At 67.3% G+C, this 20,476-nt stretch carries 17 protein-coding genes; 9 read left to right on the forward strand and 8 right to left on the reverse strand.

All coding sequences use genetic code 11. The features are described 5' to 3' along the window. The first annotated feature begins 204 nt into the window (after positions 1-204). Positions 205-1,473 carry a ribonuclease D gene (gene rnd / locus CMO28_RS23400; protein WP_062765169.1) on the forward strand — a complete coding sequence of 423 codons (1,269 nt, stop codon included), beginning with the start codon at positions 205-207 and terminating at the stop codon, positions 1,471-1,473. Between the two features lie 28 nt (positions 1,474-1,501). Here rnd and CMO28_RS23405 read toward each other — a convergent pair whose 3' ends face one another. Genes CMO28_RS23405 through CMO28_RS23425 form a run of 5 tightly spaced genes read right to left on the reverse strand, consistent with a single transcriptional unit; the run spans position 1,502 to position 6,015 of the window. Next, positions 1,502-2,269, reverse strand: a complete 768-nt coding sequence (locus tag CMO28_RS23405) for a VOC family protein (protein ID WP_296717793.1) — start codon at positions 2,267-2,269, stop codon at positions 1,502-1,504. Continuing rightward, positions 2,266-2,994: an HdaA/DnaA family protein gene (locus CMO28_RS23410; RefSeq protein WP_322107981.1), complete on the reverse strand. Its 729-nt coding sequence runs from the start codon at positions 2,992-2,994 to the stop codon at positions 2,266-2,268. Before CMO28_RS23410 ends, CMO28_RS23405 begins: the two co-directional genes overlap by 4 nt. Beyond that, on the reverse strand, positions 2,991-4,130 hold the full coding sequence (locus CMO28_RS23415; protein WP_062765175.1) for an AI-2E family transporter: 1,140 nt from the start codon (positions 4,128-4,130) through the stop codon (positions 2,991-2,993). Before CMO28_RS23415 ends, CMO28_RS23410 begins: the two co-directional genes overlap by 4 nt. Before the next feature lie 19 nt (positions 4,131-4,149). Then, on the reverse strand, positions 4,150-4,767 hold the full coding sequence (locus tag CMO28_RS23420) for a CDP-alcohol phosphatidyltransferase family protein (RefSeq protein WP_296717798.1): 618 nt from the start codon (positions 4,765-4,767) through the stop codon (positions 4,150-4,152). A 3-nt stretch (positions 4,768-4,770) separates the two neighbouring features. Beyond that, positions 4,771-6,015: a DUF2066 domain-containing protein gene (locus tag CMO28_RS23425; protein ID WP_296717801.1), complete on the reverse strand. Its 1,245-nt coding sequence runs from the start codon at positions 6,013-6,015 to the stop codon at positions 4,771-4,773. A 289-nt stretch (positions 6,016-6,304) separates the two neighbouring features. On the opposite strand from CMO28_RS23425, the gene purM reads away from it, so the two are divergent. Both purM and purN read left to right on the forward strand, forming a co-directional pair. Then, positions 6,305-7,429, forward strand: coding sequence for a phosphoribosylformylglycinamidine cyclo-ligase (gene purM / locus CMO28_RS23430; protein ID WP_296717803.1), 1,125 nt, complete (start codon positions 6,305-6,307; stop codon positions 7,427-7,429). Then, positions 7,402-8,067: a phosphoribosylglycinamide formyltransferase gene (purN, locus tag CMO28_RS23435; protein WP_296717807.1), complete on the forward strand. Its 666-nt coding sequence runs from the start codon at positions 7,402-7,404 to the stop codon at positions 8,065-8,067. The genes purM and purN overlap by 28 nt, the downstream gene beginning before the upstream one ends. A 79-nt stretch (positions 8,068-8,146) precedes the next feature. Here the strand turns inward: purN and ndk are convergent, their stop codons facing one another. Beyond that, positions 8,147-8,569, reverse strand: coding sequence for a nucleoside-diphosphate kinase (gene ndk, locus CMO28_RS23440; protein ID WP_014745359.1), 423 nt, complete (start codon positions 8,567-8,569; stop codon positions 8,147-8,149). Positions 8,570-8,813: 244 nt separating this feature from the next. On the opposite strand from ndk, the gene CMO28_RS23445 reads away from it, so the two are divergent. From CMO28_RS23445 to CMO28_RS23455, 3 genes are all read left to right on the forward strand, one after another. Continuing rightward, positions 8,814-10,727 (forward strand): ATP-binding cassette domain-containing protein, encoded by a 1,914-nt coding sequence (locus CMO28_RS23445; RefSeq protein ID WP_296718625.1) that lies wholly within the window; start codon positions 8,814-8,816, stop codon positions 10,725-10,727. A gap of 399 nt (positions 10,728-11,126) precedes the next feature. Continuing rightward, positions 11,127-11,390 carry an usg protein gene (locus CMO28_RS23450; RefSeq protein ID WP_296717814.1) on the forward strand — a complete coding sequence of 88 codons (264 nt, stop codon included), beginning with the start codon at positions 11,127-11,129 and terminating at the stop codon, positions 11,388-11,390. Between the two features lie 137 nt (positions 11,391-11,527). Continuing rightward, on the forward strand, positions 11,528-13,657 hold the full coding sequence (locus CMO28_RS23455; RefSeq protein ID WP_296717817.1) for a sensor histidine kinase: 2,130 nt from the start codon (positions 11,528-11,530) through the stop codon (positions 13,655-13,657). An 11-nt stretch (positions 13,658-13,668) separates the two neighbouring features. Here CMO28_RS23455 and CMO28_RS23460 read toward each other — a convergent pair whose 3' ends face one another. Then, positions 13,669-14,148, reverse strand: coding sequence for a DNA polymerase III subunit chi (locus CMO28_RS23460; protein ID WP_296717819.1), 480 nt, complete (start codon positions 14,146-14,148; stop codon positions 13,669-13,671). 17 nt (positions 14,149-14,165) lie between these two features. After that, positions 14,166-15,650 carry a leucyl aminopeptidase gene (locus CMO28_RS23465; RefSeq protein WP_062765197.1) on the reverse strand — a complete coding sequence of 495 codons (1,485 nt, stop codon included), beginning with the start codon at positions 15,648-15,650 and terminating at the stop codon, positions 14,166-14,168. Between the two features lie 319 nt (positions 15,651-15,969). Here CMO28_RS23465 and lptF point away from each other — a divergent pair, with 319 nt between their 5' ends. The 3 genes from lptF to CMO28_RS23480 are packed head-to-tail and all read left to right on the forward strand — an operon-like array spanning position 15,970 to position 20,455. Then, positions 15,970-17,109: an LPS export ABC transporter permease LptF gene (lptF, locus tag CMO28_RS23470; protein WP_296717825.1), complete on the forward strand. Its 1,140-nt coding sequence runs from the start codon at positions 15,970-15,972 to the stop codon at positions 17,107-17,109. Further along, a complete protein-coding gene (gene lptG / locus CMO28_RS23475; protein WP_296717830.1) occupies positions 17,106-18,260 on the forward strand; it encodes an LPS export ABC transporter permease LptG in 1,155 nt (384 codons plus the stop codon). The genes lptF and lptG overlap by 4 nt, the downstream gene beginning before the upstream one ends. Before the next feature lie 2 nt (positions 18,261-18,262). Further along, positions 18,263-20,455: an LPS-assembly protein LptD gene (locus CMO28_RS23480; RefSeq protein ID WP_296717833.1), complete on the forward strand. Its 2,193-nt coding sequence runs from the start codon at positions 18,263-18,265 to the stop codon at positions 20,453-20,455. Positions 20,456-20,476 lie beyond the last annotated feature (21 nt).

Genomic DNA, 20,476 nt, shown 5'->3' on the forward strand with positions numbered 1-20,476 from the left:
AAAGGACTCCCTACGCCTCCGACGCAAGGTCGCCGCTTGGGACGACGACTTCCTCGCAAGCCTTATCGCAGCTTAAAAACTTTCACCCGATTCCCCTGCGTGCATCCCTCGCGCGGGCGCCATGAAGGCCGCGGAAGGTGACGTGACGTGTGTCGCCCGTGGCGGCTGGGCGGGCAATCATGCTATAGACGGATCATGACAGAGATGATCACCGATACCCAGTCGCTGCGGCAGTTGGTCGACGAGTTGAAGGCGGAGCCCTTCGTGACCGTCGATACCGAATTCATGCGCGAGAAGACCTACTGGCCCAAGCTGTGCCTGGTACAGCTGGCCGGCGCGCAGCGGGCGGCCGCGGTCGATCCGCTGGCCGACGGTATCGATCTCGCGCCCTTGGGGGAGCTGCTCGCCGATCCGTCGGTCCTGAAGGTGTTCCACGCCGCCCGACAGGACGTCGAGATCTTCCTGCTGTTGTTCGGCAACGTACCGCGGCCGATGTTCGACACCCAGGTCGCCGCCATGGTCTGCGGCTTCGGTGAAAGCGTCGGCTATGAAACGCTGGTCAACAAGCTGGCGAAGGCGTCGATCGACAAGTCGTCGCGCTTCACCGACTGGTCGCGCCGGCCGCTGACGCCCAAGCAGATCGCCTATGCGCTGGCCGACGTCACCCATCTGCGCACCGTCTATCTGAAGCTCGCGAAGCTGCTGGAAGACAGCGGCCGCGAGGAGTGGCTGGACGAAGAGATGGCGACGCTCAACGCGCCCGAGACCTATGAAAGCCGGCCCGAGGCGGCGTGGGAGCGGATCCGCACCCGCAGCCTGGATCGCCGCTTCCTGGGGCTGGTGCGCGAGCTGGCCGCCTGGCGGGAGCGTCAGGCCCAGTCGCGCAATGTGCCGCGGACCTTCATCTCGAAAGACGAGACCCTGCTGGAGATGGCGTCCAGCCAGCCCCGTAGCGCGGAAGATCTGAAACGGGTGCGCGGCCTGCCCAAATGGGCGACCGAGGGTGCCGGTGGCGACGAGGTGCTGACGGCGATCGAGCGGGCGCTGGCCGAGAATCGCAACGCCCTGCCCGATCGCGAGCCGCCGCGCGAACTGCCGCGCGGCCTTGGGCCGCTCATCGAACTGCTCAAGGTCCTGCTCAAGATGAAGAGCGAAGAGCACGGCGTCGCCCGCACGCTCATCGCCTCGCAGGAGGATCTGGAGACCCTGGCGCTCGACGGTTCGGCAGCGCAGATCGCCGCCCTGAAGGGTTGGCGGCACGAGGTCTTCGGCGAGGATGCCCTGCGTCTTCTGGCCGGCGAGGTCGCCCTCGGCGCCCGCGGCCGGTCGATTGCCGTGCTGTCGCTGTCGGGTGACGAAGCCGTCCTGCAGGCCACCCGCCGCAAGCGGCGCAAGCGCAAATCCCGCAAGGATGGCGAGCCGGGTGCCGCCGATGATGCGGCCACGGCATCAGACGCCGTCGCCGCAGACTGATCGGCATTGGTCGATCGGCGTCGGTCGATCAGCGATCGGCCTGAAGCATCAGGGTCGGAACCGCAGCCGGCGGCTCGGACAGGGTGAAGACCCTGGTCCCCGGCCGCCGACCGGTCCGGATCCCCGTCACCGCGATGCCCGCCGCAGCCAGATGCCGATGCGTAGCCTCGATATCGGCCACTCGCCAGCACAGCCCCCACAACCGGTCCGACACAGGCGGATGTGGTGCGGCAGCAGATGTTTCGTGGATGACCTCGACCACCGCATCGCCGCAGCGGAAGAACAGCATCCGCGCGCCCCAGGCGGGGTTGGCACGATCCAGCCTGAGATCCAGACCCAGCCGACCGCCGAGCATTGCCAGAGACCGTTCCGGATCATCACTGGCCACGACCAGATGATCGAGCCCTATAACGCTGCCCGCCGCTGCCGGACGCGCCGGATCCTGTTCGACCAGAAGCCAGAGCGCCGGATCGGTGCCGCTGCGCAGCACCACGACCGGGCGGCCATCCACGGCATCGGTGCCATGATCGACGGCAAGCCCGCGCCGCGACATCAGGCGCGCGGTCCGGTCCAGATCCGACACCGCCAGGGCGGCATGGGCCAGGCCTTCCGCCGCCGCCCCATGCCCTACGCCGGTTTCGGCGCGGACCAGCCGCACCTCCAGATCGCCGATCCGGAACCGGACGAGGTGGTCATCGGCAACGACCGGCGCCTGGTCCAGGATATGCGCATAAAGCCGGGCCGCCGCATCGATTTGCGGCACGCGGATCATGACATGGTCGAGCCCCAGGATCATCCGTCGCCTGCCACCCGGCCCCGCCCACGAACCCGTGGCGCCGGGATGCCGAGAACACCACGTGCCAGCGCCACCGTGATCCCGCGACGCTCCGCCAGCGCCGCAGCATCGAGCTGATCGACCAGCCGGCGGGCCGCATCGAAAGACCGCTCCATGTGCAGCGTCAGCCAGTGCACCACCTCGCCGCTGACCCTGAGCTGGCGATCGGTGAACAGCTTGACCAGCACGGCGCTCAGCAGCGCATCATCCGGCGGCCCCACCCTGACCGCAGGGGCCGCCCGCAGTCGGGAGGCAAGATCCGGCAGCGCCAGCGCCCAGCGGGCCGGCGGCTCGGCCCCGGTCAGCAGCAGGGTGCCACCGGCGGCGGCCAGATGATTGTAGAGATGGAACAGCGCCGTCTCGTCCGCTCCTGAGGCAATCGCCTCGCCCACATCTTCGACCAGAACCGCGCGGGCACCGCCGGACAGGTCGACGGGTGCGGCGTCGGCGGTCAGCCGGTCAGCCGCCACCTCTACGGCGCCGCTCATCGCCTGCCACACACGGGCCAGATGGGTCTTGCCGCAGCCGGCCGGCCCGTGGATGGCCAGTGCCGGCCCCGGCCAGTCGGGCCACCGGTCCAGCCACGCCACCGCCTCGGCATTGGACGGCGCCACGAGGAAATCCTCCCGCCCGAGTGCCGGGCGAAGCGCAAGGTCCAACGGCAGTTGAGCGGGGCGTCGTGTCAACGACCAGCCTCCGGGGCATCTGTGGAGCAGGCATCCGGCGAGCCGGTGGCATCGATGACCGTGGCATCGACCGCCGGCCGCGGGTCATAGAGCGCACTGGCAAGATACCGCTCCAGCGCATAGCGCACCACAACCGCGACACAGACCGCGGCCGGCAGGGCCACAAGCACACCCACCAGCCCGAACAGAGCGCCGCCGACCATCAGGGCGAAAATGATCCAGACCGGGTGCAGTCCCACACGATTGCCGACCAGCGGCGGCTGAAGCAGGGTCTCGATCCCCTGCCCGGCCAGGAAGATCGCGCCCGCCGCAATCACATGCCAGTCGGTGCCGAACTGAAGCAGCGAGAAGCCGACCGACAGCGCGAAGCCGCTGATGAAGCCGACGAAGGGCACGAAGGACAGAATGCCCGCCGCCATGCCGACCGGGACCGCCAGATCGAGCCCGATGGTCACCAGCCCGAGCGAATACCAGGTTCCCAGGATCAGGCAGAGCAGCGTCTGACCGCGGACCAGACCGGCAATGCCACGATCCATGTCGCGAGCCAGGCGGCGAACCACATCGCGGCCGGTGACCGGCACCCAGCCGTCGATGCGCGCCATCATCGCGTCCCAATCGCGCAGCAGATAGAAGCTGACCACAGGGGTGATCAGGATCAGCGAAACCAGGTTGGCGATCGACATCACCGAGTTCATCACGCCTTTGAGCACATCGGCGATCATGCCTGCCGCGCGCGAGCCCTCCCCCTCGGCCGAGGTGAACATCGCCTGGATGCGATCCGCCACTTCGGGCGGCAGCCGGCGCCAGAGCAGATCCAGCTGCGGCAGGACCTCCTCGCGGACCGCCTTGATGTAATCCGGCAGCTTATCGATGAAGGCGCTGATCCTGGTCTGGATATAGGGCGCGAGCACGGCGATCCCGACCACGATCACGCCGAAGAACATGATCGTCACCAGCCAGGTGGAGGCCATGCGGCCCAGACCGGCACGTTCGATACGATCGACCACGGGGTCGAGGAAATAGGCAACCAGAAGCCCCGCCACGAAGGGCAGCAGCACGCCCCCCAGCAGCCACAGGCTGCCGATCAGCACCACGATGAAGGCGGCCCAGAACAGGGTGCGTGCACTACGGCTCATCCGGTCTCCCTTCGGATCGTCAGGACGGCGGTCGGCCGTCGGCGTCGTCGCGAGGCTCGTGATCATGCGTGCGGGCATGGGACAGCCAGCGCCCCAGATAGCCCGCCCCGGATGTCAGGGTGGTGGCTGCCACCACCAGCATCAGCAATTCCGTCACCGTCCGCCAGTGACGTTCGTCGGTCGGGCCATGGCCGGGCAATATCATCGCCGCCATGGCCATCACCATCAGCGCCAACCCGATCTGGGCGGCGGTATTGATCTTGCTGGCCCGCGAAGGGGCGATGGCGAAGGGCTGGCCCATGGTCTGGCCCAGCATCACAGCCCCCATGATCAGCACATCGCGCGAGGCGACCAGCATCACCAGCCAGGCCGGCACCAGATTCTGCCAGCCGAGCGCGATGAACGTGCCGGCGATCAGCAGTTTGTCGGCGTTCGGGTCCAGCCAGGCGCCCAGTTCTGTCCGGGCGTCGAAGCGCTTGGCGATCCAGCCGTCCAGCCCGTCGGAAAAGCCCGCGAACAGGAAGACCCAGAAGGCCTCGGCCACCATGCCCTTCAGGATCAGCCAGATCACCACCGGCACCATCAGGATCCGGGCGGTGGTGATCAGATTGGGCAGCTGGCGGAGGCCGGCGGCCATGGCTCAGCCGCCGGTTCCCACCGTGCGCGGCGGCACGCTGCCGCCCTGCCCGGACGTCCCGGCCGCCGGCGTGCCGGTGTTGGTGGCGGGCGCCGCCGCCGGCGAGGTGGAGGTGGTGGTCGGCGCCACCCCGCCATAGGGGGCGAGGCCGGAGTTCTGCGGCAGCACGGGCTGTACGGCCGCATCGGGGTTGCGGATGCGATCGACCAGCTCCCAGTCGACCCCCAGCGGCACCAGCGCCAGATTCTGCCGGGTCAGGGCCGCCTGAAGCCCCTCGCGATCGCCGTAATACCGGATGGTGATCTCGGCGCCGACATTGGAGAGCAGCGTCTCCTCGACCTTTTCGATCATGGCGAGCGCGGCCAGCCGCCGGCGGATCTCGGCCCAGACCGACAGGTTTGCGAAGCGCACCACCGCGTCCAGGCGCTCACGCCGGCTGTAATCGACGATGTTGGTCGCACGCCAGCCGCTGCGCGCCTGATCCAGCAGCTGGGCCACCACCGCCTCGGCGGCCGTCGCGACACCGTTGTCGCCGGCAATCTGGCCGTTGGCGGTGTAGACGGTCCCGTCGGCGGCGGTCATCCGCCCCTGAAGCTGGCTGCCGGTCACCTGCGCCTCGGCCACCCAGACACCCTCGGCATCGTAGCGCTTCGCCAGCTCGCCCTTGGCCACGTCGTCGGCGAGCGAGGCGCCGTCGGCCGGCAGGGCCTGACGGTCGGCAAAATCGCCGAGCGGCACCAGCATCGGGATGAGCCCGCCGCGGCCGACAGCCTGTTCCCACGCCGCCCGCCACCAGCCGTCATCCCAGTAGATGCCGCCATCGGTGCGGATCACCGGCACCACCAGCGACAGCCCCTGATCGGCGGCCGCGAATGCGATGCCGGCATTGCGCAGCAGGCCGCGTACACCCTCGGCATCGAAACGCACGGTCAGAGTGGCGCGATAGCGCTGCGGCGCCACCGCCTCGTTCGCCACGTCGATCGAACGCACCAGCCGAAGCAGCTGATCGTCCGACGGCTGCGGCAGCCGGCCATGGTCGCGCGGATCGGTCATGCCGCTGAGCAGCATGTCCAGCGCCTTGCGCTGACCCACGGCAAGCGCCTTTTCGCGCGCCGCATTGGCATTGCCGGCGGTCTCGTCGACCGCGACACCATCCTGGGTATAGACCTGGGCGCGGCTCTGCGCCAGGGCGGCCCCCGACGCAGCCAGGCACAGCACCGCCACCACAAGGGCGGCGAATGCCGGCATAAGGCGCCGGAGCACGGGTCGGACGCCATTGAAGGCGGAAAGGCCGGGTACAGCGTGGCCTGGCTGCATTGCTAGCATTGCAAACGCCGATCGTTGCAGTATGTTCACCGCGCCGGACCGCCCGCCGGGCCGCCCGCCGTTGTTGTTCGACGGCAACTCTAGTCGAGAGCCGGCGCGCTGAAAACCATCTCGCCCGGAAATCAGCTTCACGACACGGGATTGCCGCAGCACGCGGCACCGGCCGCGTGACCGCTGCCCCGGACCACGACACTCAGAGGCGATGCCTTCGATGAGCGACGACCGCACCGCACAGACCCCCGCCGCCCCCGCCGGGGCACGTGACCGCTATCGCGATGCGGGCGTCGACATCGACGCCGGCAATGCGCTGGTCGACCGGATCAAGCCTGCCGCCGCCCGCACGAAGCGGTCGGGCGTTGCCGGCGGCATCGGCGGCTTCGGCGCGCTGTTCGACCTGAAGGCGGCGGGTTTCAAGGATCCGATCCTGGTCTCGTCCACCGATGGCGTCGGCACCAAGCTCAAGATCGCCGAGGCGGTCGGCCGTCACGACACCATCGGCATCGATCTGGTCGCCATGTGCGTGAACGACCTGGTGGTCCAGGGCGCCGAGCCGCTGTTCTTCCTGGACTATTTCGCCACCGGCAAGCTGTCGGTGCCGCTTGCGGCCGACGTGATCGAGGGCATCGCCGAAGGCTGCGATCAGGCGGGCTGCGCGCTGGTCGGCGGCGAGACCGCCGAGATGCCCGGCCTCTATTCCGGATCGGATTACGACCTTGCCGGCTTCTCGGTCGGTGCCGCCGAGCGCGGCACGCTGCTGCCGCGCGACGATGTCGGTGCCGGCGACGTTGTGATCGGGCTTGCGTCCTCGGGCGTGCATTCGAACGGCTATTCGCTGGTCCGCAAGCTGGTCGCCGATGGCGGCTTCGACTATGCCGCGCCGGCCCCGTTCGAGACCGCAGCCGCCAGCCTGGGCGAGGCCCTGCTCACCCCCACCCGGATCTATGTGAAGGCGCTGATGCCGGAAATCCGGGCCGGCCGGGTGAAGGCGCTGGCCCATATCACCGGCGGCGGCCTGCTGGAGAACATCCCGCGGGTGCTGCCCGAAGGCGTCGGCGCCGATCTGGATGCCGCCCGCTGGACCCTGCCGCCGGTGTTCCGCTGGATGGCGGAAACGGGTGGGCTGTCGGGGCATGAACTGGCCCGGACCTTCAATTGCGGCATCGGCATGGTGGTCGTGGTGGCTGCAGCCGAGGCAGAAGCCGTGGTCGCGGCCCTGGGTGCTGCCGGTGAGGACGCAGCCGTGATCGGCCGTCTGGTGCCGCGTGCGGCGGGCGAGGCCCTGGTTGCGATCGAGAACATGGAGGCCGCATGGCCAAGCGTGACGTCGCCGTCCTGATCTCCGGATCGGGCAGCAACCTTCAGGCATTGATCGATGCGGTCGCCGCCGATCCGGACCACCCGGCCCGGATCCGGCTGGTGATCTCCAACAAGCCCGGCGTCTACGGGCTGGAGCGCGCCGCCGCGGCTGGCATCGAAGCGGTCGTCATCGATCACAAGGCCTTCCCCGACCGGGCTGCCTTCGATGCCGCACTCCAGGCCGAGCTTGAGGCGCGCGGGATCGATCTGGTCTGCCTCGCCGGCTTCATGCGCATCCTGACCGCCCCCTTCGTCGAGGCCTGGACCGGGCGGATGCTGAACATCCACCCCTCGATCCTGCCGGCCTTCAAGGGGGCGCGCGCGATCGACGATGCCCTGGCGGCCGGCGTGCGCATCACCGGTGTCACGGTGCATTACGTGGTGCCCGAAATGGATGCCGGCCCGATCGTGGTTCAGGCCGCCGTGCCGGTCCTGCCGGGCGACGACCATGATGCGCTGGCAAAGCGCATTCATGCCGCCGAGCATCGGATCTATCCGGCGGCCCTGCGCTGGGTCGCCGCTGGCGATGTCCGTCTGGGCGAAGCCGGGCGGGTCGAACATCGGACTGATCCGGTCGCGATCAATGCCGTGCTGATCTCCCCGCCGGCCCTGGGCTGACACCGGACCAGCATCGGAATCAAAAAGGGCCGCGCGGCTGAAACCGCGCGGCCCTTTCGTTCGTCCCGAAGGCGTCGGATCAGCCGACGATCTCGGTCTGGGCGAAGAAGTAGGCGATCTCGATCGCCGCATTCTCGGCCGAATCCGAGCCATGCACCGAGTTCGCCTCGATCGACTCGGCGAAGTCCTTGCGGATGGTGCCCTCGGCGGCATTGGCCGGGTTGGTGGCGCCCATGATCTCGCGGTTGGCGGCAACGGCGTTTTCACCCTCGAGCACCTGGACCACGACCGGGCCCGAGATCATGAAGGCGACGAGGTCGTTGAAGAAGGGGCGCTCGCTGTGCACGGCATAGAAGCCCTCGGCCTGAGCCTTGGTCAGCTGCAGGCGCTTCTGGGCGACGATGCGCAGGCCCTTCGCCTCGAAACGGGCATTGATCTGACCGGTCAGGTTGCGGCGGGTGGCGTCGGGCTTAATGATCGACAGGGTGCGCTCGGTGGCCATGTCTCGAACTCGTCTCTCGGAAGCGGAAGGAAGCGGTGCCGCGGGGACATCCCGGGCGCCGACGGGTCTCCGCGGCCACCCCGATCAGCCCGTCGCCGGGCGCGTATCGGCATGCCGCGATCGAGCCGGCTTATAACGGTTTCCCCGGTCCGGGGCAACCGCCGCTCCATGACGGCGAAGTGCAGGCGCCCCCCTCATCCGGGAGCGGATGACAGCCCTCGCGGCCCATGCTATGTCATCGCCCATGCTGCACATCAACGATCTCGTCTATCGCATCGAGGGTCGGCCGCTGTTCGACGGCGCGACCATCGCCATTTCCGAAGGCCAGAAGGTCGGCCTCGTCGGCCCGAACGGTGCCGGCAAGTCGACGCTGCTGCGCCTGATCCGTGGCGAGATCTCCCCCGATGCGGGATCGGTGGAGCTGCGCCCCGGTGCGCGCATGGCCTCCGTCGCCCAGGAAGCGCCAGGCGGGCCAGACAGTGCGGTCGAACATGTGCTGGGCGCCGATGTCGAACGGGCACGCCTGCTCACGCGTCTGGCCGAGGCCGAAGCAACCCATGACGGCATGGCCCAGGCGGAAATCCATGCCCGGCTGGCCGAAATCGGTGCCCATGCCGCCCCGGCGCGCGCAGCACGCATCCTCTCGGGCCTCGGCTTCGACGAGGCGATGCAGACTGCGGCCTGTTCAAGCTTTTCCGGCGGCTGGCGCATGCGCATCGCGCTCGCCCGCACGCTGTTCGCCAATGCCGACATTCTGCTGCTCGACGAGCCGACCAACCACCTCGACCTTGAAGCGACGATCTGGCTTGAAAGCCATCTTGCCGCATGGCCGGGCACGCTGGTGGTGGTCAGCCACGACCGCGACCTGCTGAACGCGGTCACCGACCGCATCGCCCATGTCGAGGGCGGGCGTCTGGTGTCCTATCGCGGCAATTTCGACCAGTTCCTGCGCCAGCGCGCCGAGCGGCGCGAGCACGCGGCAAAATCTGCCCAGCGCGTGGAAGCCGAGCGGAAAAAACTGCAGGCCTTCATCGACCGATTCCGCGCCAAGGCGACCAAGGCCGCCCAGGCGCAAAGTCGGGTGAAGGCGCTGGAGCGCCTGGGCTCGGCCGACGCGCCGCCGCCCGCCTATGAGGTTGCTTTCTCCTTTCCCTCGCCCGAGACCCTGGCGCCGCCGCTGATCGCCATCGACGACGTGACGCTGGGCTATGGCGATGCGCCGCCGGTGCTCAAAGGCATCAATCTGCGCATCGACCAGGACGACCGTATCGCCCTGCTGGGCGCCAACGGCAACGGCAAATCGACGCTGATGAAGCTGCTTGCCGGCCGGCTGGAACCGCGTGCAGGCCGCATGGTGCGGCCGTCGAAGCTCAGAATCGGCTATTTCGCCCAGCATCAGGCCGACGAGCTGATCCCGGGCGAAACCGCCTTCCAGCATATGCGCCGGGTGATGGCCGATCAGCATGAGAGCAAGGTGCGGGCGCATCTGGGCCGATTCGGCCTGACCCAGGCGCGGGGCGATACGCCGGTGGAACAGCTGTCGGGCGGAGAAAAGGCCCGGCTGCTCTTTGCCCTCGTCACCCGCGATGCGCCACATCTGCTGCTGCTGGACGAGCCGACCAACCATCTCGACATCGAGGCGCGCGATGCGCTGATCGAGGCCGTGAACGACTATTCCGGCGCCGTCGTCTTCATCGCCCATGACCGGCGCATGGTCGAACTTGCCGCCGAGCGCCTCTGGCTGGTTGCCGACGGCCGGTGCCGCCCCTATGAGGGCGATCTCGACGACTATCGGCGCCTGCTGCTGGAAACCGCCCGCGCCACCCCCGACCGGGGTGGTGTTGCCGGTGACGCCGACGCCAGGGCGACACGTCGCGACCAGCGCCGCGCCGCCGCAGAGCGGCGCGAAAAGCTGAAGCCGCTCAAGGATGTGGTCCGGAAAGCGGAAGCAGAGGTCGAGAAGCTGACCCGCGAACGCGACCGTCTTGCCGCCATCCTGGCCGACCCGAAGCTCTATGACGGGCCACAGGCCAAGGTGGCTGAGGCGACCCGGGCCAAGGGCAAGGTCGACGCCGACCTCGAAGCCGCCGAAGAGCGCTGGCTTGCCGCTGCAGAAGCCTATGAGACGGCGGAAGCCGAAGCATTGGCCGACGCCTGAGAAGACAGATGCCGCGCTGACGGCATCCCCTCCTCCGCAATCCGATCGCCGTCACCACGCGCAGGCCGGCCCACGCCGCCTGCCGCGCCTGCCTGTTCGCACCCGAAACGCGTCGATGACGCGACGGGTGGATTTTGCGTTGCAGACTGCGACTGAGACGCAACCCCATGCACTGCAGAATGCATCGCGTTTTGCATCAAGACGTCATAACGGTTCTCGACTGCCGTTATTCACTCCTGGCATATCAGCAGCAACCGGCGTCGAGTGCCAATAATCGGAAGACCTCGTCTTCGGACTTCACTCCGTATTTTTCATCTTGAACACATCAGCGAGACGATCCTAAATAATCCAGATGATCCCCGCTCAATTCGCATGCTTCCACCCGTAAGGAGTGCTGTCATGAAAGAGATTGAGGCTATCCTGCGCGACAATCGCATCACCACTGCGGAGATTCTCTATCACATGCCGGATCATCCGACAGTCCTTCAGAGTTTTGTCTGGCAGTTCCTGGACATCGCGCCCCGGTTTCCGAAGTTGCGCTTGTTCCTGGATTTCTGGACCCGCGAGATTGATGGCCGTATTCACTCGGTAACAGTTGCCAACTCAACACTGGCAGCGCCTGCACGCTGGCGGCACCTGGACGGCGTGTGGCGCCTGCAATAGGCATCGGCCCGCGCTGAGATCGCCACAGCCCGAACGATCATGGCGCGGGACTTGCTTATCCCTTCGGTCATCACCACCGCCCCCACCACGACACATGCCGGCAGGCGCCTGCATGTGGTCGCGGACGGAAAGCTGTCATGACCGAAGACCGGCCGGGCGCCGCAGCGCGCCCTGCACCTGATCATCGAAGCGCCGGGAGACGATCGCCGATCGCCGTCGACGCCGTGATCGTCTGGCTGAAGCCAGTAGCGGTCGGGCTCATGCTCGCGGCCCTGCTGCTGTTTGCCGTGGGGCTCGTGCGCAGCAACGAGATGGTCCGCGGCGTCATCACGGCGGCATCGGGCGATCTTCCGCGTGCCGCGATCGCCCTCCGTGATCTTGAGCGCACGATTCTGGCCGTGGTGGCGGGGCTGCCGTCGGCGGACCGGACAGTCCCCGACGAGCCCGATATCACGCGCAACAGGCTCGATCATATCCGAGAGCTGACGATCGCCATCGACGGCACCGGCATGGGCGCAATCGTCCGCGCCCTGCCGGATGGCGGGCCGGTCCTGGACACGCTGCGCGCCACACTTCGCCGGGCAGACAGCACGGCAGATCCTGGCGAGGTGGTCCGGGAACTGCGCCCGATCGCCGCCCGGCTCGCAGGGCTGCTGCCGAGGATCGAAGAAAAGACCGCCGAAGCCCGCATGGCGGCCCGCGCCGAACTTCAGACATTGCAGACGATGAGCATGCTGTCGGCGACGGGGGTCGTGGTCTCGGTCACGGGCCTCGCTCTGTTGTCGGTGATCATGCAGCTCAGGCTCCGCGCAAGCCGCGGGCGACTGCGCGATGCCATCGAAGCCATGTCCGACGGCTTTCTGCACATCGACCGCAATGGCCGCGTGACCGTTGCCAATGAACGGCTGCGCAGCCATCTGCCCCGCACCATGGCATCCGTCCACCGCGGCCAGCCCTCGGGGCTGCTGGCCGCCGCTCTGGCCGCCAGTGCGGCCGACCCGGAAACCGCACATCGACGCCTGCTTCATGTATTGGACAGCCTGCCGGAACCCGGACGCGCGCTGCTTCCGGCCCTGGATGTCAGGCTGGCCGACGAGCGCTGGCTGCGGCTCAGAGTTCGTGTCGGCAGCGATGGCGGGCGCGCCGTGACCGTTGCCGACGTCACGGATCTGGTCGCCGCCGAACACGCACGGCATCGTCAGGCCCTGGTGTTCAAACACCTCACGGATGGTGTGGTGCTGGCCGATGCCGATGGCCGGATCATGGATGTCAGCCCGGCGGCGGAACAGCTTTACGGCGTGTCGGCGGCGGCCATAGAAGGGCGACCCATCGGGCTGCTGCTCCGTCCGTCAGATGCGGAGCAGATGACCCGTGCCCTGCTCGACGAACTGTCCGGCTGCGAAACCGCAGAGCGCGCCTTCCCGATCGCCCGTCCCGGCCCCGACGGGAGCTTCAGCCCCACCGGCCGCGATGGCGAGGCGACCTTCGTCGCACTCAGGGAAACATCGGCCGGCTTCGGGGGTGTGATCGCCCTGATCCGCGATGTCAGCGAAATCCACCGCGTCCACAAGCTGAAGGCCGCCTTCATCGCGGCTGCGGCTCACGAACTGCGCACACCGACGACGGCGTTGCTCGGTGCATTACGCCTGGCAAACAGCGGGGTCGGCGGCGATGTCCCCCCGCAACTGACTGCGCTGCTTGCGATGGCCTCGCGCAATGCCGATCGCCTGACGTCGGTCATCGACGGGCTGGTCGATGTGGAGCGTCTGGAAAGTGGGAGCTTCACCCTGGCACGTCAGCCGGTAAGGCTGGTGGATCTGCTGGCCACCATCTCCCACCGGGCCCGCGATCTGCCTCATGTCGGGCTGACCGTCAGCGGCCCCACCGATGAGACGGGCCATGCAGAGGCCACCACGGTGATGATGGACCCGGAACGTCTTGCCCAGGCTCTGCTGGGCGTCGTCGATCAGGTTGCGGGGCCGCAGCCGCGAATCGGAAGCCGCACCGCCGTCCGGCTGGCCTGGGGCCTGAATGATCACCGGGTCCGGATGTCGGTGGAACAGCCCGGCGCCGCCAATCTGGCAATGGAGACGATGCCCCGCCCGGCGGGGAACCGGTCGGCGCCACCCCGACGCCCGGGCGATATCGGTTTCGGTCTGGCGGTCACCCGGGCGGTGGTGGAGCGTCATGGCGGGCTGATCTGGTGGGAAACCACCGATGCCGGCAGCCGCTTCAGAATCGATCTGCCGCTCCACCGGACCGGCTGACGGCCACGCAATCAGGGGGCCCGTTCCCAGCGGCCATCCGGCCGCTGGCGCCAGTAGGTCAGGGCGAACCCCCGGGCCTTGCGGGCCCGCCAGCGGTCGCGTGCCGCCGCAACCGCCAGGTCGTCCCGTCCGTCGAAGAGATCGAGCACCCGGACAAAACCCGACGGATCCGGATGATCCATGCCATCCACCAGGACAAGGACCTGGGGATCATTGGGCAGATCATCCCCCGCCGTCAGCCAGACGGGCTGGCGTTCCGGCAGGGGATCGCCCTGGCTGCCATGCGGCAGGAAGCTGTCCGGATCATAGGTCCAGAGCAGACTGTCCAGGGCCTTCACCCGCTCCGCCGATCCCGCCCGCAGCACCGCCCGCCAGTCGCGGGCGAGCACCCGTTCGAGCAGCGCGGGAAGCGCCTGCTCGAGCGGGGTCGCGGTCAGATGATAAAAGGCGATCTCCACCCCGGCGGGCGTTGCCTCGGCATCGGCGGACATCGCCTCTCCGCCGCCGCTCACGCGCCGGCTTCGAAGCGGTCGGCGACCAGGCGGTCGAGCAGGCGCACGCCGTAACCCGTGGCCCCCTTGGGCCCCAGATCGGTGTCACCCTTGCCCCAGACCACGCCGGCCACGTCGAGATGCGCCCAGGGCGTGTCGCCCACGAACCGCTTCAGGAACTGCGCCGCGGTGATGCTGCCGCCATCCCGTCCCTTGCCGACATTCTTCATGTCGGCAATGTCGGAATTGATGTCCTTGTCATAGGCGTCCGACAGCGGCAGGCGCCACAGCCCCTCGCCGGTCGCGGCCGAGGCGGAGAGCAGGGCGTTCGCCAGGCCATCGTCATTGGCGAACAGCCCCGCATTATAGGTGCCCAGCGCCACGATGATCGCCCCGGTCAGGGTCGCCAGATCGACGATGGCGGACGGCTTGAAGCGATCGCGGGTATAGGCCAGCGCATCGGCCAGCACCAGCCGGCCCTCGGCATCGGTGTTGATGACCTCGATGGTCTGGCCGGAGAGCGAGGTCACCACGTCGCCGGGCCGCTGTGCGGTCCCGGACGGCATGTTCTCGACCAGGCCGACCACGCCCACCACATTCACCCGCGCCTTGCGCTGGGCAAGCGTGCGAAGCAGGCCGGCGACGATACCGGCGCCGCCCATATCCCACTTCATCTCTTCCATGCCGCCCGCGGGCTTGATCGAGATGCCGCCGCTGTCGAAGCACACGCCCTTGCCGACAAAGGCCACCGGATCGCCGTCGTCCTCGCGGCCGGTCCAGCGCATGATCACCAGATAGGGCTCGTTGACGCTGCCCTGAGCCACGCCCAGCAGGGCGTTCATACCCAGCGCCGCCATGCGGTCGCGATCCAGCACCTCGACATCGATGCCGAGCCGGGCCAGATCCTTCAGCCGCTCCATGAAATTGCGGGGCGTGAGGACGTTGGCGGGTTCCGAGATCAGCTCACGGGTGAAATCGACACCGTCGCCGGCGGCATTGCGGGCCTCGAACGCCCCGGCAGCCTCGGCACCGGCGCCGCTCATCACCGTCACCGCCGGATCGACCGGGGCGTCGTCACCCTCCTTCTTGCTGCGATAGCGGTCGAACCGCCAGGCGCGCAACCGGGCGCCCAGCGCGACCTCGGCCGCAAGCGCCGCCTGATCTCCGTCGAGCCCGGAAATATCGACGGCGATCGCCGCAGCGCCGGCGGCCGAGCGCACCGCCCTGCCCCCGAGCTTCAGCGCCTTCAGCGCATCGAACTCTCCGGCCTTGCCGATGCCGAGCAGGACGACCCGATCGAGCCCCACGCCATGTGGCGCCAGCACGACGGCCTGCTGCTCGGCCTTGCCTTCGAAACGGGCGGCCGCCATGGCCCGGCCCAGCGCGCCGCCGGTCGCCTCGTCGACCGCCTGCCCCGCGGGCGTCAGCGCCCGACCTTCGGAGACGGGAAGAACGAGTGTGCCGTCGGCTGGAATCGACGACGTCGCGAAGCTGATGGTCATGCCTGCCTCTCCGGGTTCCTGTGCATGGCTCGGACACGCCTGAAGGTGATCCTGGTGCGGACCGCTCTCCAACGGGTGCCTCCGGGCAATATAGGCGGTGTGTCCCTCCGGCAGAAGACCGGTGACGCATATCCGATACGGCCCTCCCCGAAGGCGGGCACTGGACCCTGGGCGTCGGCCAAGATAAGTTGCGCCCGGCGGGCGGTGTCTCTGCATCCTGCCGCAGGACATATCACGCCCCGCCCGTTCCGCATCTCTCGCCGCACCCGGTTATCGCCCGGGGATGGACGGTGAAGCCGCTTCCCAGCCCAGGGGTTCCATGCCGGGTTACATGCCGCTTGCCACCCGCTATCTGTTCAGACAGCTGCTGCTGCCGGCGCTCGCCATCACCGCAGGCCTTGCCGCGGTGGTCTGGCTGACGCAGTCGGTGCGCTTCCTGGATCTGATCGTCAACCGCGGTCTTTCGGCACTGGTCTTCGTTCAGCTCACCATTCTGCTGCTGCCCACTTTCCTGACCATCATCATGCCGATCGCCCTGTTCTGCGCGGTGGTGACGGTCTATTCCCGGCTGATCTCGGACCGGGAACTGGTGGTGCTGCGGGCCGCCGGCCTGGGGCCATGGGCGCTGATCCGGCCGGCGATGATGCTGGCCGGGGTCTTCACCCTGATCGGGTATCTGCTGTCGCTCTACATCGTCCCGACCTTCACCCGGGATTTCCGCGAACTCCAGATCTCGATCCGCAGCGATGTGGCCGCCGTGCTGCTCCAGGAAGGGCGGTTCAATTCGCCGGTGCCGGGGCTGACGGTCTTCGTCCGCGAGCGCCTGCCCTCGGGCGAACTGGCGGGCATTCTTGTGCAGGACGAGCGCAACAAGGCCGCCCCGGTCACGATGATGGCGGCAAGGGGCGGCCTGGTCGCCACCGATACCGGCCAGCGGATCGTGCTGGTCGACGGCAACCGGCAGGAACGCAGCCCCGACGGGCGGGTCAGCTTTCTCTATTTCGACCGCTACACCGTCGACCTGGCACTGGTTGCGGGCGATGCGGCCCCCGGTGCACCGGACCGACGCGAGCGTTATCTGTCGCAGCTTCTGAACCCCGAGGCCGGGATTTCAGATAAGTTCCGCGGCGAGTTGCGCAGCGAGCTGCATCAGCGCCTGGCCTGGCCGCTCTACAATCTCGCCTTCACCCTGATTGCCCTCGGCCCCCTGCTTGCCGGCGAATTTTCCCGACGGAGCAGATGGGCCAGGGTGGCGGTGGCCGCGGCGGCGATGATTGCCGTACAGCTCGCCGGTATCATGCTGACCTCGGCGATCGTCACGGCGCCGCTTGCCGCCATCCCGCTTTACCTCTCGATTTTCGGCGCCGCAGCCATCGCCCTCTGGCTCATGCTGGGGCGCCATCTTCGGCGGATTCCGCCCCAGGCCCCTGACGGGACGGCTGAGGAGGCCCGGGCATGACGCAACCATCATCCAATGCCGGCCGCGTGCGGGCAGGCCGGGCCCCTTCGACCCCGCGCCGGCATGTGTCCACCACACTCAGCCTCTATCTTGCCCGCCATATGCTGAATTCGGTCGGGCTGGTGCTTGCCGTGGTCATGGGTCTGGTGCTGGTGGTCGACCTCATCGAACTGCTGCGCCGTGCCGCCGGGGACGATGTACCGGTCACGACGCTGATCGGGATGGCGATCCTGAAAAACCCGTTTCAGTTGCAGAAGATCGCCCCTTTCGCGGTGCTGATCGGGGGCATGATCACCTTCTCGCGACTCACCCGCACGAACGAACTGGTGGTGGCGCGGGCGGCTGGTGTGTCCGTCTGGCAGTTCATGGCGCCGCCCGTCGGGGTGGCCCTGCTGCTGGGGGCGTTCCTGGTCGCCATTTTCAATCCTCTCGCCGCCATGATGACTTCCAGATACGAATCGCTCGATGCCCGATATATCGGCGGCCACAGCAGTCTTCTGTCGGTCGGCCCCGGCGGGTTGTGGCTGCGCGAGCGGCTGGACGGCGCACCGGTGGTCATCCACGCCACCCGCATGGCCGCCGCGGGCACCGATCTCGGCAATGTCACGATCTTCCGCTACGGGCAGGACGAGACCTTCCGCGACCGGATCGACGCCGCCCGTGCGACGTTGGGCAATCAGGTCTGGCACATCGAGAACGCGATCGTTTCGGCACCCGACCAGGTGCCGGAACGGGTCGACAGCCTGGAACAGGCGACCCAGATGACGCGCGAGCAGATCCTGGACAGCTTCGCCAATCCCGAAACCATGTCGTTCTGGGCGCTGCCGGGCTTCATCGCGCAGCTCAGGGATGCGGGCTTTAGTGCGCTGCAGCATCGGCTCTACTGGCACTCGGTCCTGGCCCTGCCATTGCTGATGATGGCCATGGTCATCATCTCGGCAACTTTCGGTCTGCGTTTCACCCGCAGGGGCGGTGCCGGCATCACCATTGCCGGCGGTGTCTTCACCGGCTTCCTGCTGTATTTCCTCACGGGCGTGGTCTATGCTCTCGGCCAATCCGGAGGCCTGCCGGTGGTGCTGGCCGCCTGGACTCCGGCCGGCGTTGCGGCGCTGTTCGGCATAGCGACCCTGTTGCATCTGGAGGACGGCTAGCCTTGGTCGCCGGACCTGCTTCCACTCGCCGCCGCTCCACGCTCGATCGCCTGCGCGCCGATCTTCTGGCCGCAGCCGCCGTCGTCGTGTTGAGCGCCCTGCCTGATCCGGCCCGCGCCCAGGCCCTGCCCTCTCTTGCCTCCGACGAGCCGATCCTGCTTCAGGCGGATGAGGTGGAGTATGCGCGCGAGCTGGAGATCGTGATCGCGCGTGGCAATGTCGAGGTCGCACAGGGCGAGCGCATCGTCCGTGCCGACAGCCTGACCTATAATCGGCGTGATGGCATCGTGACGGCACAGGGCAACGTCGCGATGGTTGAATCCGACGGATCGGTCCTGTTTGCGAGCTATGCTCAGCTGGACGAGGGGCTGGCCAAGGGCATCGCCCGCGACCTGAAGGCGCGACTTTCCAACCAGAGCCTGCTCGTCGCTGCCGGCAGCACGCGCGAGGGCCGTTTCACAAGGATGGACAAAGCGTCCTACACCGCCTGCGAACTTTGTGAAGACAAACCGGACAGGCCTGCGCTCTGGCAGATCAAAGCCGATACCGTTACCCACGACGAGCAGACCCGGGACATCGTCTATCGTGATGCCACGGTGGAGTTGTTGGGGGTACCGATCGCGTATACGCCCTATTTCAGCCACCCGGATCCCACGGTGGACCGTCGCACCGGCGTGCTTGCACCGACCTACAGGTCCAACAGCACGCTCGGCAGTCGCCTCGACATCCCCTATCATATCGTGATCGACCCGACGGCGGATGCCACGCTGACCCCGATGTGGACAACCGATCAGGGGGGTGGACTGAGTGCCGAGTACAGGCGGGCTCTGGACAACGGTGCATTCTCGCTCGAAGGCATGATTGCCGATGCAACAGATGATGTCGCGAAGGATAACGTCCGCGGCTATATCGCTGGCCGGGGACGTTTTGATCTGAACGACACCTGGCGTTGGGGATTTGATGGTATCTGGGCAGGGGACGATACAGTCCTTCGCGTTTATGATATCACCAACCGCGAGACCCTGACATCGACGCTGTATGCCGAAGAACTGAACGGGCGCGACTATGCGCAGATCGCGGGATACTGGTTCCAGGGCCTGCGGAGCACTCAAAGGCAGTCACAGCTTCCCGTCGCTTTGCCGATGGCACAGTGGAGCCGCCTGGGCGCGCCGGGCATGGGGCCGCTCGGGGGACAATGGCGACTGGATTCAAGTTTCGCAGGCCTCTCGCGTCAGGACGGTACCGACAGCTATAGAATGACCGTCGGGGGTGGATGGAACCGTAGCTACATCGGCGGTGAAGGCGGCGTCTATACGCTGACTGCCAATATGCGCGGAGACGGCTATGTCGTTGACGACGTGACGGATTCAGGCCGCAGCTACAGCGGCACCGCCGGCCGGGTACTTCCTGAGATCGCGCTGGACTGGCGCCTGCCGATGGTTCGCTCTGACGGCGAAACGCGACAGATGATCGAACCGATCGTGATGGGTGTGATCAGCCCTTACGGCGGAAACTCGTGGAAGATCCCGAACGAGGACAGTCGCGACTTCGAATTCGACGAGACCAACCTGTTCTCTACCCAGCGCTTCTCGGGATATGACCGTGTGGAAAGCGGGCCGCGGCTGAGTTACGGTCTCCGCGTCGGCCATTACACGGGTGACGGCGGCCAGATTACCGGCCTGATCGGGCAGTCGGTCCGCGCCAAAGCCGACGACACTTTTGCACCAGGCAGCGGCCTGGAAGACAAGGTTTCGGATTATGTGGGGCGGGTGGTTGTGACTCCTGATCCGAACCTTGATCTCTACTATCGTTTCCGCTTTGACAAGGACACGCTGGAGCCTCGGCGCACGGACCTGGGGGCTGCATGGATTGTCGATCGCGCAAGCTTCGACCTTTCCTATACCCTCCTCCGTGCTGATGAGCGTGAGGTCACGGACGATTATTCCGATCGTGAAGAAATCTATTTCAGTGCAGGCTACGATATCACCGACGATTTCAAGATCTTCGGAAGTCTGCGCCGCGATCTGGAGAATGACCGCTCGATCGACCACGGCGCAGGCTTCGCCGTCGATCTCGACAACTGCCTCTACATCGTTTCCGAAGTCCGGCGCAGCTTCTCGCGCGACCGGGACATCCAGCCTTCCACCGATGTGCTGGTCCGGGTGGTGCTGCGCACCCTGGGCGGAACCTACTGACATGCACACGAACGAGCACAG

Source organism: Tistrella sp., assembly GCF_002684955.1.
Lineage (GTDB): Bacteria > Pseudomonadota > Alphaproteobacteria > Tistrellales > Tistrellaceae > Tistrella > Tistrella mobilis.